The sequence below is a fragment of the Mycolicibacterium pyrenivorans genome (assembly GCF_025821625.1).
Lineage (GTDB): Bacteria > Actinomycetota > Actinomycetes > Mycobacteriales > Mycobacteriaceae > Mycobacterium > Mycobacterium pyrenivorans.
Genome location: NZ_JACKSH010000236.1, coordinates 1 through 13,882 on the forward strand (window position 1 = coordinate 1; position 13,882 = coordinate 13,882).

Annotated in this window: 12 protein-coding genes and 1 pseudogene; 9 read left to right on the plus strand and 4 right to left on the minus strand. The window is 68.2% G+C overall.

Features of this window, described 5'->3' with window-relative positions:
- The first annotated feature begins 267 nt into the window (after positions 1–267).
- Positions 268–867: an NAD(P)H:quinone oxidoreductase gene (gene wrbA / locus H7I57_RS25240; RefSeq protein WP_264026885.1), complete on the plus strand. Its 600-nt coding sequence runs from the start codon at positions 268–270 to the stop codon at positions 865–867.
- A gap of 113 nt (positions 868–980) precedes the next feature.
- Positions 981–3,086 carry a heavy metal translocating P-type ATPase gene (locus H7I57_RS25245; protein WP_264026887.1) on the plus strand — a complete coding sequence of 702 codons (2,106 nt, stop codon included), beginning with the start codon at positions 981–983 and terminating at the stop codon, positions 3,084–3,086.
- 42 nt (positions 3,087–3,128) lie between these two features.
- Here the strand turns inward: H7I57_RS25245 and H7I57_RS25250 are convergent, their stop codons facing one another.
- Positions 3,129–4,601: an amidase gene (locus H7I57_RS25250; RefSeq protein WP_275081694.1), complete on the minus strand. Its 1,473-nt coding sequence runs from the start codon at positions 4,599–4,601 to the stop codon at positions 3,129–3,131.
- Positions 4,602–4,779: 178 nt separating this feature from the next.
- On the opposite strand from H7I57_RS25250, the gene H7I57_RS25255 reads away from it, so the two are divergent.
- A complete protein-coding gene (locus tag H7I57_RS25255) occupies positions 4,780–6,021 on the plus strand; it encodes an FAD binding domain-containing protein (protein WP_275081695.1) in 1,242 nt (413 codons plus the stop codon).
- Positions 6,022–6,154: 133 nt separating this feature from the next.
- A complete protein-coding gene (locus H7I57_RS25260; protein ID WP_264026890.1) occupies positions 6,155–6,994 on the plus strand; it encodes an SDR family oxidoreductase in 840 nt (279 codons plus the stop codon).
- Between the two features lie 5 nt (positions 6,995–6,999).
- Here the strand turns inward: H7I57_RS25260 and H7I57_RS25265 are convergent.
- Both H7I57_RS25265 and H7I57_RS25270 read right to left on the minus strand, forming a co-directional pair.
- Positions 7,000–7,095 (minus strand): annotated as a pseudogene (locus H7I57_RS25265) (four-helix bundle copper-binding protein); the annotation flags it as partial.
- Positions 7,096–7,156: 61 nt separating this feature from the next.
- The gene (locus H7I57_RS25270) at positions 7,157–7,747 is read right to left on the minus strand and encodes an acetate uptake transporter family protein (protein WP_264026891.1); all 591 of its coding nucleotides are present in this window, start codon (positions 7,745–7,747) and stop codon (positions 7,157–7,159) included.
- Between the two features lie 85 nt (positions 7,748–7,832).
- On the opposite strand from H7I57_RS25270, the gene H7I57_RS25275 reads away from it, so the two are divergent.
- The 4 genes from H7I57_RS25275 to H7I57_RS25290 all read left to right on the plus strand — a co-directional run bounded on the left by H7I57_RS25275 (position 7,833) and on the right by H7I57_RS25290 (position 12,237).
- Positions 7,833–10,244: a molybdopterin oxidoreductase family protein gene (locus tag H7I57_RS25275; RefSeq protein WP_264026893.1), complete on the plus strand. Its 2,412-nt coding sequence runs from the start codon at positions 7,833–7,835 to the stop codon at positions 10,242–10,244.
- Positions 10,244–10,726, plus strand: coding sequence for a hypothetical protein (locus H7I57_RS25280; RefSeq protein WP_264026895.1), 483 nt, complete (start codon positions 10,244–10,246; stop codon positions 10,724–10,726). Before H7I57_RS25275 ends, H7I57_RS25280 begins: the two co-directional genes overlap by 1 nt.
- A 75-nt stretch (positions 10,727–10,801) precedes the next feature.
- Complete coding sequence (locus H7I57_RS25285) at positions 10,802–11,032, plus strand: DUF2188 domain-containing protein (protein WP_264026897.1); 231 nt, start codon at positions 10,802–10,804, stop codon at positions 11,030–11,032.
- A gap of 344 nt (positions 11,033–11,376) precedes the next feature.
- The gene (locus tag H7I57_RS25290; protein WP_264026898.1) at positions 11,377–12,237 is read left to right on the plus strand and encodes an aromatic acid exporter family protein; all 861 of its coding nucleotides are present in this window, start codon (positions 11,377–11,379) and stop codon (positions 12,235–12,237) included.
- Positions 12,238–12,259: 22 nt separating this feature from the next.
- Here the strand turns inward: H7I57_RS25290 and H7I57_RS25295 are convergent, their stop codons facing one another.
- Entirely contained in the window at positions 12,260–12,730 is a 471-nt protein-coding gene (locus H7I57_RS25295; RefSeq protein ID WP_264026899.1) for an acyl-CoA thioesterase, read from the minus strand.
- A 35-nt stretch (positions 12,731–12,765) separates the two neighbouring features.
- Between H7I57_RS25295 and H7I57_RS25300 the strand changes: the two genes are divergently transcribed.
- A complete protein-coding gene (locus H7I57_RS25300) occupies positions 12,766–13,869 on the plus strand; it encodes an alcohol dehydrogenase catalytic domain-containing protein (protein WP_264026901.1) in 1,104 nt (367 codons plus the stop codon).
- Positions 13,870–13,882: the final 13 nt, after the last annotated feature.

Here is a 13,882-nt window from a genome sequence, read left to right on the forward strand (position 1 = left end):
GGCCATCATCTGATCCCGCACAACGGCCCACCCCGACTCCAAAGCGCACAACCGAATTCGCCCCCACGCCGAGGGTCGATCGGTGAATCAAGGCTTAGTTGCCGGGGCACGGCCCGAGCCCGGTGCTGCGTCCCAGCGCCGTGGTCGACCCCATAGTGATGCCGGCAGCAGGGGTGTTAACTGGACTCTTGACGACACCGGCGAGACCTCGGGTTGGACGGGCAGCTCGCCGGTCGTAGAACCGCAGGATCTGGGCAGGAGATACGCATGGTCAAGCTGTCGATCATCTACTACTCGGCTACCGGTCACGGCACCGCGATGGCCAAGCGCATCGGGCAGACGGCGGAAGCAGCCGGGGCCGAGGTCCGCCTCCGCCACGTCCAAGAGACCCGCGACCCGGCATCGTTCGCGGAGAATCCCGCGTGGTCGGCCAACTACGAAGCGACGAAGGATGATCCGGCCGCAACCGGGGACGACATCGTGTGGGCGGACGCGGTGATATTCGGCTCGCCGACCCGGTTCGGCAACACCACGGCGTCCTTTCAGGCCTTCATGGATTCGCTCGGCGGGCTGTGGGCGAAGGGCAAGCTCGCCGACAAGGTCTACGCGGCTTTCACGTCGTCGCAGACGCTGCACGGCGGACAGGAATCCACGTTGATCAACCTCTACGTGTCGCTGATGCACTTCGGCGGGATCCTGGTGCCGCCCGGATACACCGATCCCCTCAAGTTCGCCGACGGCAACCCGTACGGCGTCAGCCACGTGACCGGCCCCGGCAACCAGAACGAACTCAGTGAGGACACGAACAACGCGCTCGACCACATGACGCGCCGAGTGCTCGCCGTGGCCGACCGACTTCTGAACTGAGCGGCGTGGTGCGAAAAGTCCTGAGCCAACGGCTCTTTCCGACGGCCACCGAATGGCCGCCGGGTCGATTCCGCCGCCGGAGTCCCACCGCGAGCTACTAGTCAGGAATCCCGATGCCCCAACAGGATCACGGACACCACACACCGGCGCACAGCCTTTCGGTCGGCGAGCCCCACACAGGACCAGAGCTCCGGGCCGCGCGCTCGGGTCGTGATCGGCATGCCGGCCATGGGCCGCACGGGGAGATGTTCCGCCGGAAGTTCTGGGTCAGCCTGATCCTGTCGATACCGGTGGTGGTGTTCAGCCACATGGTCGCCGACCTCGTCGGCTACACCATGCCCGACTTCCCCGGCGCGATGTGGATCCCGCCGATTCTGGGCACGGTCATCTTCCTCTACGGCGGCATGCCGTTTCTGACCGGCGGCTGGGCCGAACTCAAGTCCCGCCGGCCCGGGATGATGTTGCTGATCGGTATGGCGATCAGCGTCGCGTTCGTCGCTTCCTGGGTCACCACCCTTGGTATCGGCGGATTCAACCTGGATTTCTGGTGGGAACTGGCGCTGCTGATCGTCATCATGCTGTTGGGGCACTGGCTCGAGATGCGCGCACTGGGATCGGCGTCGGGGGCGCTCGACGCGCTGGCGGCGATGCTGCCCGACAGCGCGGAGAAGATCACTGACGACGGGATCGACGAAGTTCCCCTGTCGGAGCTGGCATTCGGCGACCTGGTGTTGGTGCGCGCCGGTGCCCGGGTGCCGGCCGACGGCACCGTGACCGACGGCCGCTCCGAGGTGGACGAGTCGATGATCACCGGTGAGTCGAAGCCGGTGACCAGACAGGTGGGCGACACGGTGGTGGCAGGCACGATCGCCACCGACAGCGCGCTGCGCGTGCGGATCACCGCCGTCGGAGAGGACACCGCCCTCGCCGGAATCCAGCGCATGGTCGCCGACGCTCAGGCGTCCTCGTCGCGGGCACAGGCGCTCGCCGACAAGGCCGCGGCCTTCCTGTTCTATTTCGCGGCAGGCACAGCAGTCATCACCTTCGTGGTGTGGGCGCTGGTCGGCAACCTCGACAACGCGGTGGTGCGGACCGTCACCGTGCTCGTCATCGCCTGCCCCCACGCCCTCGGGCTGGCGATCCCACTGGTCATCGCGATCTCCACGGAGCGCGCCGCCAGGGCCGGGGTCCTCATCAAGGACCGGCTGTCGCTGGAACGCATGCGCAGTGTCGACGTGGTTCTCTTCGACAAGACCGGAACCCTGACGCAGGGACGCCACCAGGTGACCGGTGTCGCTGCCACCAGCGGGATCAGCGAGGAAAAGCTGCTGGCGGTGGCCGCGGCAGTCGAGTCCGACAGCGAGCATCCCGTGGCACGGGCGATCGTGGCTGCCGCGGAGTGGCGGGTGCCGTCCACCGAGCGCCTGACCGCCACCGACTTCCAGTCACTCCCCGGTCGCGGGGTGCGGGCCCGGGTCGACGGCGCCGACGTGTCGGTCGGTGGGCCGGCGATGCTGTCGGATCTGCGCCTGTCGGTGCCCGACGATGTCAGCACGGTGACCCAGGGGTGGGTGCAGCGCGGGGCGTCGGTGCTGCACATCGCCCGCGACGACCGGGTGCTCGGCGCCGTGGCGCTCGAGGATGCGGTGCGCGAGGAATCCCGTCAGGCGATCGACGCCCTGCACGCCCGAGGAGTCAAGGTCGCCATGATCACCGGTGACGCCCGGCAGGTCGCCGACGCGGTCGCCGCAGACCTGGGTATCGACGAGGTGTTCGCCGAAGTCCTGCCCGAGCACAAGGACGCGAAGGTCGCCGAACTGCAGAGTCGCGGGCACCGGGTGGCGATGGTCGGCGACGGGGTCAACGACGCGCCCGCCCTGGCCCGGGCCGAGGTCGGCGTGGCGATCGGTGCGGGAACCGATGTCGCGATCGAGTCCGCCGGGGTGGTGCTGGCGGCCAACGATCCGCGGGCGGTGTTGTCGATCATCGAGCTTTCGCGCGCCAGCTACCGGAAGATGTGGCAGAACCTGGTGTGGGCCACGGGATACAACGTGATCGCGGTCCCGCTGGCCGCCGGGGTGCTCGCGTTCGCCGGGGTGGTGATGCCGCCTGCAGCGGCCGCGGTGCTCATGTCGATCTCCACGATCGTCGTCGCGCTCAACGCGCAGCTGTTGCGCCGCCTGGATCTCGACCCTGCCCGCCTGACGCGAACCGGCTGAGCGGACACCGGCGATCACCTGTTCCGCGGCATCCGAATAGCGCTACACCGGCGCGACGCGATCCGCCCACGGCATCGCTTGCTCCAGTTGGGCGGCCAGCCGGATCAGCAGCGACTCCCCGGCCAGTGGCGCGACGAACTGTACACCCAGCGGGAGTCCGTCGGCGGTCCAGTGCAGCGGCAGCGAAATTGCCGGGCGCCCAGTGAGATTCGCCAACTGCGTGTACGGCACCCAGCCGAGGTTCTTGTCCACCATGTCGTCGACGATCTTGGTGAAGCGCAACAGGTGGGCGGTGCGCGTCTTGAGCAGCAGATCGGAGGCGCGCTGCAGCACCACCGGCAGGTCGAACTCGCCGATCCTCGGCGGCGGGGTCGCCAGGGTGGGTGTCAGGAACAGGTCGTAGGACTCGAAGAACGTTGTCAGCCGGCGGGTGTGTTCGTGACGGCGCTGGACGGCGTCCACGTAGTCCACGCTGCTGGTCGCCCGGCCGATGGCGGCCAGCATGAGTGTGTCGCGCTCGAAGGACTCGTCGCCGGCACCGGTGCGGCGTTTGGCCTCGGCGAGTTCCCACGCGGTGTACACGAACCACGTGAGCAGGAAATCGCGGGCGAGTGCGGCGTCGTCGAACGGCGCTCGCGGCAACTCTTCGACGTGGTGCCCGAGGTCGGTCAACGTCTGCATGGTGGCGTCGACGGCCGCGTACGCCTCGGCGTGCGGCACCGGGGTGATCGCGGTCGGCACCCGCACGCCGATGCGCAGCCTGCCCGGATCGGCGCCCACGCACGACGCGAACGGGGACTCGGGCAGCGCCGGTGCGTATGGTCCCCACGGTTCACCGCCGCTGATGACGTCGAGCATTGCTGCGGTGTCGCGGACCGTTCGTGACACGACCCCCTGCACGGCCGACCCGTGCATGGACTCACCGGTGATCGGCCCGGACGGCGTCAGCCCGCGGCCCGGTTTCAACCCGACCAGACCGCAGCACGCCGCCGGGATGCGGATCGATCCACCACCGTCATTCGCCCCCGCGCAGGGCACGATGCCCGCCGCGACCGCCGCCGCCGACCCACCCGACGATCCGCCCGGCGTCCGGCTCAGGTCCCATGGGTTGCGGGCCGGGCCCCAGGCCTCCGGCTCGGTGATCCCCTTGGCCCCGAACTCCGGGGTGTTCGTCTTGCCGAAGATGACCAGCCCGGCGTCGATCCAGCGCCTGACGACCGTCGCATGCTCGGCAGCGGGCGTCGACATCAGGGCGCGCGAACCACCGGAGGTCGGCAGCCCGGCGTAGTCCTGCGCCAGGTCCTTGATCAGGAACGGGACCCCGGCGTACGGACCGCTCGCGGCGGCATCGGGCGCCGCGGGCACATCGCCGACGATCGCGTTGATCCGGGGGTTCACCTCGGCTGCCCGCGCCCGCGCCACCGACAGCAGCTCGGCTGCCGACACCTCCTTTTCGGCGACGAGCTTCGCCAGCCCGGTCGCGTCGTGTGCCCGGTAGTCGTTGTAGTCCACCATGTGACCGTAGGTCCCACCGGCCACCTTTGGGGGTGGCGCACCGAATCGCTGCGCCTGCGATTTTTGCTGTGAGCGGGTGGAGCGTCCTCTCTTGGGAGGGGGCCGGCTTCGTTGGCAGCGTCGGCCGTGGCGGGACCGGGTCCGGATCCACCGCGGCACGGCCGCGGCGGATGGCACGATGGAGCGGCCCGCGCCGCACCACCACACTCCTCGAGGAGGGCTGACCGTGCCGCATCACTCCGGATCACGGGCCGTCGTCGTGGGTGGATCGATCGGCGGACTCACCGCCGCACTTCTGCTGCGCAAGTTGGGTTTCGACGTCGACGTCTTCGAGCGCACGCCGACCCCGCTGGACAACCGCGGCGGCGGCCTCGTCCTGCAGCCGATCATGATGAAGTGGTTCGACGGCCACAGCGCACGTCGGATCGAGGAACTGAGCACCGAGACGACCCGGCTGCGTTACCTCGGGCCGCGCGACGAGGTGCTCTACGAGGGACCGTTCGACTGGCGCTGCACCTCGTGGGGCACCGTGTACCGGGCGCTGTTGAGCGACTTCGGTGGCGAGCGCTACCACCTCGGCGAGTTCTGCGCGGGCATCAGCCAGGATTCCGATCAGGTCGAGCTCCGCTTCGTCACCGGTCGTGTCGAGCGGGCGGATCTGGTCGTCTTCGCCGACGGAATCACCTCGACGGGCCGGCAGCGTCTGTATCCCACTGTGCAACGCCGGTATTCGGGCTACGTCGGATGGCGCGGAACCGTGCGGGAGGACAGGTTGACCGACGGCACCCGCACACTTCTCGCGGACTCGATCACCTACAGCGTCGCGCCGAACACCCACGCGGTGATGTACACCATCCCCGGGATGGACGGGGAACTCGAGCACGGCAGGCGACTGCTGAACTACGTCTGGTACCGCAATGTCGCCGACGGCCCCGAACTACACGAATTGATCACCGACACAAAGGGGTTCGAGGCCCCGGTATCGATGCATCCCGGTTCGGTGCAACAGCGATACGTCGACGAGATGCGAGAGGCCGCCGCACGACAGCTGGCCCCCGCCGTGGCCGAGGTCATCATGCGCACCGAACAGCCCTACCTGCAGGTCGTTTCCGACATCCGCATTCCGCGGATGGCGCACGGCCGGATCGCCGTCATCGGCGACGCCGCCTTCGCGGTGCGCCCGCATCCGGCCGCCGGATCCGCCAAGGCCGCCGCCGACGCGTGGACGCTCTACGAGCGCCTACAGGCCCGGCCGGGATCGATCGCCGAGGCGCTCGCGGCGTGGGAGCCTGCCCAACTCGAACTCGGCAACAGGCTGCTCGACCGCGCAGCCGCCATGGGCGCCCGATCACAGGTCACCAGCACCTGGACCCCCGGCGACCCGGACCTGCTGCCGGGGCTCTACGGCCCGGGCAGGTGACCCCGTCGCAAGTCGGCCCTCGTAGCACCACACCGCCCCGCTCGACGTCCGATCCTGACCGCCGTCCCGCTCGCGGCGGGTGACACTCGACCCGCATCGTGTAACGGTGGCGGCGTCCGTATACGGTCCAGGAATGAACCAGGTATCGGTGATCACGGGTGGTGCGGGCGGCATGGGGTTGGCCACGGCAAAGATCGTCGGCCGGGACCGGACGGTCGTCCTGTGTGACGTCCGCCAGGACCGGCTTGATGTCGCGGCCGCCACGCTGACGGACCTCGGGGTGACGGCGACGGCCGTCAACTGTGACGTCACCGACCGCCAGGCGGTCAGCGGGCTGTTCGAGACCGCCACCGGCCTCGGCGCGCTCACCTCGGTGATCCACGCCGCGGGAGTGAGTCCCAGCATGGGTGGCGCCGACTACATCCTCAGGACCAACGCGCTCGGCACGCTCAACGTCAACGAGATCTTCTATAGAACCGCCGCCGAGGGCTCCGCGATCGTCAACGTGGCATCGATGGCGGCCCACATGCTGCCGGAGGAGATCGTTCCGACAGCGAAATTTCCGTTGGCCCTGCGAGACGAAGACGCCTTCATGGACGCCATGATGTCGGCGTGCGCGATAGCGCCCGAGGAGGCGCGATCCGGTCTCGCGTACGCCCTGAGCAAGAGCTTCGTCAGGTGGTACAGCACCTCGCAGGCCGAGCGGTTCAACGGTCGGGGGCTGCGCATCGTGTCGGTGTCACCGGGCTCCGTCGACACCGAGATGGGCAGGCTGGAGGAGCAGGCCGGCGCCGGCGCGATGGTCACCGACGCCGCGGTCCCGCGGTGGGGTAAACCCGAGGAGATGGCAGAGCTGCTGGCCTTCTGTGCAAGCGACAGGGCCGGTTACCTCACCGGCACCGACATCCTCAACGACGGCGGGGTGATCGCCTCGATGAGGGAGCGCGCCCGGGTGGCCGCCGAAAACGGCTGACGGTCCTAGCCCATCGACGTCAGCAGATGCCGGCACGCCTTCTCGCAGCGCTGGCAGGCCTCCGCGCAGATGCGGCAGTGCTCGTGCATCTCGGCGTGCCGCGGTCGGTCTCACCCAGGCTCTTCGGGAAGCTCTGCAGCATGTCGCTCGTCGTGCCCATCACTACCTCCATTGATCGGTTGTTCGCTGGTTGCGGCCCGCCAGCGGAAGCTCGGCGCGGCCGGTGCTCACGGCCTCCATCGCGACCGCCGCGTAGAAACTGACGACCGCCAACACCAGCCCGACGATTCCCGCCGCCGTCATCCAGGTCTCGCTGCCGACGATCTCCGCAATGCCGGTGACGGCGAACCGCACCGACGTCGTCACCATCACCACCGAGGCGATCGGCGGCCCCGAGCCGGCGAGAGCCGGTACCAGCATGGCCGCGCCCGAGCAGAGCAGCAGGACCCCCAGCGGGTCGCTCGGTTGCACCGAGCCGGCGACCATCGTGGTCACCGCCACCGCCGCCCAGGTTCCTGCCAGGAGGCCCATTGCGGTCCCGACCGTGGTGTTCCCGCTCGCGAAGCCGAAAGCTGCGGCGACGACCTGGGCCCACACGGCGACGGTGAGCACACCGATGGCCACCGGCACCGCGCTGTCCTTCGGTATCCACCCGAGCTGCACCACTGCATAGGTCGTGGTGGCGGTGAACAGCGCCAGGAATCCCAGCGGCAACGGCGAGGCCGGGGCGACGGGCCGTTCTGTCGTCTCCACGCCACCCGGCTACCCGAACCCCGGACACCCAAACTGATGCGCTACGCGAGTGTTTCGCTGCGAGCTATGTGGGTAGGCGACCGTAATGCCGGGTTCCTCAGACGGTGACGTCGTGCCCAACCGGATTGCCGAACCGTGGGGAGAGCGCACTCCCTACGCGCCGGGCGAACCGTGGCCACCCCGCGTGGATGTACTGCTGGATCAGGGTCTGACCGAGAGCGACGTCGAACATTGGGTGCAGTCGGCTGCGGTCCTGCATTCCAACGGCGACGGGCTCGACATCGCGGTGAAGGACGGACGAATCGCCGGTGTCCGTGGCCGTGGCGTGGACCGGGTGAATCACGGCAGGCTCGACCCCAAAGACCTCTTTGGCTGGCGGGCCAACAATTCCAGGGACCGCCTGACCACTCCCTTGGTCAGACGCGACGGCGAGCTGGTCGAGACGGACTGGGATACGGCCATGGATGCGGTGGTGCAGCACAGCAAGAGCCTGCTGAACAGCGCCGGGCCGAGCGCCTTCGGCTTCTACACCTCCGGGCAACTGTTCCTCGAGGAGTACTACACGCTCGGGGTCATCGCGCACGGGGCCATCGGCACCAACCACGTCGACGGCAACACCCGACTGTGCACGGCGACGGCCGCGGAAGCACTCAAGGAATCGTTCGGCTGCGACGGTCAGCCCGGCTCCTACTCCGACGTCGACCACGCCGACGTCATCGCCTTGTTCGGGCACAACGTCGCCGAAACGCAAGCGGTGCTGTGGATGCGGATGCTCGACCGCTTGGCGGGATCTGATCCTCCGGCGATCGTCTGCGTGGACCCGAGACCCACGGCGGTGGCCCGGCACGCCACCGTGCATCTTGCGCCGCTTCCCGGCACCAACGTCGCATTGATGAACTCGCTGCTGCACGAGATCATCCGGAATGACTGGGTGGATCGCGACTACATCGCCGAACATGCCGTGGGCTTCGCGGAGTTGTGCCAGCGCGTCGAGGAGTTCCCGCCCGAACGGGGCGCAGAGATCTGTGATGTTTCCGCCGGTGACATCCGCGCGGCAGCGCGTCTGCTGGGCACTGCGGACAAGCTGCTTTCCACCGTGCTCCAGGGCTTCTATCAGTCGCATCAGGCCTCTGCTGCATCGGTGCAGGTGAACAACATCCACATACTGCGTGGCATGTTGGGCAAGCCGGGCTGCGGCATCCTGCAGATGAATGGCCAGCCCACCGCGCAGAACACCCGTGAATGTGGCGCCGACGGTGACCTCGCGGGATTCCGTAACTGGTCGAACGACAGTCACATCGCCGAGTTGGCGAAACTGTGGAACGTCGAGCAACATCAGATCCCGCACTATGCGCCGCCGACGCACGTGATGCAGATGCTCCGGTACGCCGAGCAGGGGACCCTGCGGCTGTTGTGGATCACCGCAACCAATCCGGCGGTGTCACTTCCCGAACTGCGGCGTATCCGCGAGATCCTTTCCCAGGAGCGAGTTTTCGGCGTGGTGCAGGACATCTTCCCCACCGAGACCACAGAGTTGGCGGACGTCGTGCTGCCGGCGGCGGCGTGGGCAGAGAAGACCGGAACGTTCACCAACGCAGACCGCACCGTCCACCTTTCGGAGAAGGCCGTCGAACCGCCTGGGCGGGCACGCGCGGACTTGGACATCCTGCTCGACTACGCCCGACGAATGGACTTCCGCGACAAAGACGGTCAGCCGATGCCGCCATGGACCGACCCCGAGTCGGCGTTCGCGGCGTGGCAGCAATGCAGCGCAGGACGGCCTTGTGACTACACAGGCATCAGCTATGACAAGCTGCGTCGCGGCAGCGGTGTCCAATGGCCGTGCAACGACGAGAATCCCGAAGGCACGGAACGGTTGTACGCCGGGGGCCGCTTCTGGGCGGATCCGGACTACTGCGAGGCCTACGGCAAGGACCTCGTCACGGGTGCGCCCCTCGAACCGACTGAGTATCGGGCCCTCAACCCCGCCGGAAAGGCGGTCATCAAGGCAGCGGAGTACCTCAGGCCGCACGAGTTCCCTTCGCCGCACTATCCGTTCGCGTTGATCACGGGTCGCACCCTCTACCAGTTCCACACCCGCACCAAAACGGGTCGGGCGCCGGAGTTGCAGGCCGCGGCTCCCGACGTCTGGGTGGAGCTCTCGCCCGCCGACGCCCGTCGGTGCGGAGTCGCCGAGGGAGACGTGGTCACGGTGAGCACGCCACGCGGTTCGGTGACCGCGGCGGCGAGGGTGTCCGGCATTCGTGACGGCGTCCTGTTCCTGCCGTTTCACTACGGCTACTGGGACAGCGACGACGCTGACGGGCACCACCGCGCAGCCAACGAACTCACGCTCACCGACTGGGACCCGGTGTCCAAGCAGCCGATCTTCAAAACCGCTGCGGCGCAACTGCGTCGTGTTCGAGCGGGCAACGGTCAGGCCCCTGCACCGACCACGGCGGCTGCGGCACCCGTCGATCCGGATGGGAGGGCATGATGGCGAAGATCGGCTTGGCGCTGCGGGAACTGCACCGCTCCGAGCTCCGGCTGACCCGCTCCCTCGAGGCCATCGCTGCGCGCCACCACAACGACCACGCCATCTGCCACGTGGCGACGGACCTGGCGCAGTGGTCGCGGGAACACGTGGCGCTCGTCTCCGAAACCGGCGATCGTTATGGTGTTCGTCTTCGCGCCCATCCCCGTACGGCGGCCGTCACGGAATCGGCACAACGCTGGATAAGCGACCGGCTCGGCCGTCGCCCCGAACCCGCGTTGCTATTGCTGGCCGATCTGCGACGGTTGCACCGGTTGGCCGCGGGGGTATCGCTGGACTGGGAGCTGTTGGCTCAGGGGGCGCAGGCGGTCAAAGATCCGCATCTTCTCGCGGTCGCGCAGCGCTGCCACCCCCAGGCGCTGCGCCAGATGCGGTGGGCGAACGCCATGCTCAAGGAGCTGTCCCCGCAAGCGCTGGCCAGCTGAAAGGTGCGGCGCCGTCACGGGTTTGAGAGGCCACGGACGTGGCATCCGATGTCGAGAGACAACTGAGGAGGAGTCATGCCAAGAGGAGATGTGCACACCGTCAAGAAGAACGGACGGTGGATCAACGAGGTCGAAGGCAATGCCCGGGCCTCCAACACCGCACCTACGAAACGTGAGGCGCAGGGTCTGGGTCGCGAGATGGCGATCAACCGAGGCGTCGAACACTTCATCCACAATGAAGACGGGCGTATCGGTGAAAGGAACACCTACCCGAGAAGCCGTGACCCGCGCAACGTACCGGGCTGACCCGGCGGCGGAACAGAAGGCGGGAACACGATGTTCGTGACTCGCGTCGTGGACCGCTTCAGGCAAGCGTTCCCCGCAGTCGACATGACCCGCGATACCGCGCTCGTCCTGATGAAGAGCATGATCGCGGGCTCTGTCGCCTGGACTTGCGACGCACATTTTCCACGCCACCTACGGCACGTTCGCCGCGTTCGCCGCGATGCTGCTGATGCATCACACCATCTCGGAATCGGTGGAGAAGGCCCTCCACTACACGGGCGCCGTTCTCGTCGGGATCGCGGTGGTAGGCGCGGTCGTGCTGCCCGCGGGGGCCCAGCGCGTGGCTGTTCCCCGTCATCCTGGCCGTGACGCTGATGTTGGGGCGGTGGCAGCGGCTCGGAAGTCAGGGTTTCAACGTCACCGTGGCGGCGGTCTTCGCCTACGGCGTGTTCGCCATGCCCGACGCCGGCAAGCCGCCGTTGATCCTGATCTGGGACCTCGCGGGAATGGTTCTGTTGGGTGCGGTGATCGCTGTCGTCACCAACTTGCTGATCGCGCCTCCACTGCGGTACCGCAGCGCCGCAGATGCCGTCGACGGGTACTGCGACTCGACGTCACAGCTGCTCGAGGACATGGTCGCTGGGTTGAGAGAAGCAATGCCCGATGGCAACGCCGCGCGGGATTGGCAACGACGCGCAGACGAGTTGCCCAGAGCGGCAGTGCAGGCCCGGAGCTCTATCGACCACGCATGGGAGACCTCCAAACTCAATCCGCGGCGGCTGTTGGTACGGGAGCACAGCACCTTTGACGGTTATCGGGTGACCATTCACGGGGTCGAGCGAATCGCCGGGCAGCTCAGATCGGTCACGGCAGGCTTGGTACGAGTCTCCTGCGAAGACGACGACGTCGGCGCCCCGCCGGCGTCCCGGCGCAGGCTCTTCCTCCGGAGCTATGCCGACGTGCTCACCGCGGTGTGCAGCACGGTCGCCAGTGCCGGGGCGATCCACACTGTCGACGACCTGCGTCGCGGAGAGCCGCTCACCGACGAGGCCGGCGACTGCCGGTCTGCCCTGCAGGCACTCGGTGGTACCGCCGATGCTCAGTGCCTCGACGTACCTGACCGTTGGGCGATCTACGGTGCGCTGTACACCGACGCACAGCGGCTGTGCGAAGAGGTTCAGTGGCTTCGGGAAGCGTTGGGTGACGCCGCCCGCGCGCTGCAGTGAGTGACACGCCGATGGTCCTGCGTCACGCGTGAGGTGTCTCCTGGGCGGTTTGCAGCAGCGCGCGGATCTCGTCGGGAATTTGCACGGGGCGGCGGGTGGCGCGGTCGACGTACACATGCACCCAGTGCCCGACCGCCGCGACCTCGTGATCGCCGGAACCGATCGGGTCGTGCGGCGACTGGAACACCGCGAGTCGATAGGTGACGCTGGTGCGCCCCAACCGCGTCACCGCCAAGCCGACGACCAGCGGATCGGGGAACCTGAGCTCGGCGTAGTACCGGCATCCGGACTCGGCCACCACCCCGAGCCACGGTGCGGTGAGTGGGTCCGTGCCCGTGGTGGTGTTGATCCACCCGTTGATCGCGGTGTCGAACAGCGCGTAGTACACGGCGTTGTTGAGGTGACCGAACATGTCGTTGTCCGTCCACCTGGTCAGAACCGGCCAGTGCACCGGAAAGTCACCGCTGCGCAGCGACCGCTCCTCAGTCGTCATGGCCGTAGTGTGACAGTCAGGGCAAGCTGACAGGCATGAAGATCCGTGGAGCCGTCCTCGATCAGATCGGTCTGCCCCGGCCGTATGCCACCTCAGAACCGCTGACGGTCGTCGAACTCGACCTGGCGCCGCCCGGCGACGACGAGTTGCTGGTCCGTATCGAGGCGGCCGGGCTGTGCCACTCGGACCTGTCGGTCATCGACGGCAACCGGGTGCGGCCCGTACCGATGCTGCTCGGCCATGAGGCCGCAGGCGTGGTCGAAAAGGTCGGAAGTCGCTGCGACCTGGCGATCGGTCAGCGGGTCGTGCTGACCTTCCTCCCGCGGTGCGGGCAGTGCGCCGGCTGTGCCACGGGTGGGCTGGCGCCGTGCATCCCCGGCAGCGCCGCCAACGGGGCAGGAACGCTGATGGACGGCGACACCCGGCTCAGCCGGGACGGCACGCCGGTGCTGCACCACCTCGGGGTCTCCGGTTTCGCCAGCCACGCCGTCGTCGACCGCCGCTCGGTCGTGCCCGTCGACGCCGACGTGCCGCCGGTGGTCGCCGCGCTGCTGGGTTGCGCGGTGCTCACCGGCGGCGGCGCGGTGCTCAACGCAGGCCTGCCGCAACCCGGGCAGACGGTCGCCGTGGTGGGTCTGGGCGGTGTCGGGATGGCCGCGGTCATCACCGCGCTGGCCCACGACGACGTCCACGTCATCGGCGTGGACCCGTTGGCCGACAAGCTCGAACGCGCCCGCGAGGCAGGTGTGCACGACGCCTGCACCCCCGAGGAGGCCACCGATCGCGGCCTGAAGGCCGCGGTGGTGATCGAGGCCGTCGGCCACCCCGCCGCACTGGAGACCGCGATCTTACTGACCGCGCCCGGCGGGCGGACCGTCACCGTCGGCCTGCCCCGCCCGGATGCGCGAATCAGTGTGTCGCCGTTGGGGTTCGTCGCGGAGGGCCGGTCGCTGATCGGCAGCTACCTGGGATCGTCGGTGCCCGCCCGCGACATCCCCCGCTTCGTGCAGCTGTGGCGGGACGGACGGCTGCCGGTCGAGTCGCTGGTGTCGGCGACGATCACGCTCGATGCGATCAACACCGCGATGGACGAACTCGCCGACGGCAAGGCCGTCCGGCAGGTGATCGAGTTCCCGTAGGCGCGGGCCTCGA

Coding starts and splice junctions, on each gene's coding strand:
- H7I57_RS25245 (WP_264026887.1), top strand. CDS start 981: ATGCCCCAACAGGATCACGGACACCACACACCGGCGCACAGCCTTTCG.
- H7I57_RS25260 (WP_264026890.1), top strand. CDS start 6,155: ATGAACCAGGTATCGGTGATCACGGGTGGTGCGGGCGGCATGGGGTTG.
- H7I57_RS25300 (WP_264026901.1), top strand. CDS start 12,766: ATGAAGATCCGTGGAGCCGTCCTCGATCAGATCGGTCTGCCCCGGCCG.
- H7I57_RS25275 (WP_264026893.1), top strand. CDS start 7,833: ATGCCGGGTTCCTCAGACGGTGACGTCGTGCCCAACCGGATTGCCGAA.
- H7I57_RS25295 (WP_264026899.1), bottom strand. CDS start 12,730: ATGACGACTGAGGAGCGGTCGCTGCGCAGCGGTGACTTTCCGGTGCAC.
- H7I57_RS25285 (WP_264026897.1), top strand. CDS start 10,802: ATGCCAAGAGGAGATGTGCACACCGTCAAGAAGAACGGACGGTGGATC.
- wrbA (WP_264026885.1), top strand. CDS start 268: ATGGTCAAGCTGTCGATCATCTACTACTCGGCTACCGGTCACGGCACC.
- H7I57_RS25280 (WP_264026895.1), top strand. CDS start 10,244: ATGGCGAAGATCGGCTTGGCGCTGCGGGAACTGCACCGCTCCGAGCTC.
- H7I57_RS25250 (WP_275081694.1), bottom strand. CDS start 4,601: ATGGTGGACTACAACGACTACCGGGCACACGACGCGACCGGGCTGGCG.
- H7I57_RS25255 (WP_275081695.1), top strand. CDS start 4,780: ATGGAGCGGCCCGCGCCGCACCACCACACTCCTCGAGGAGGGCTGACC.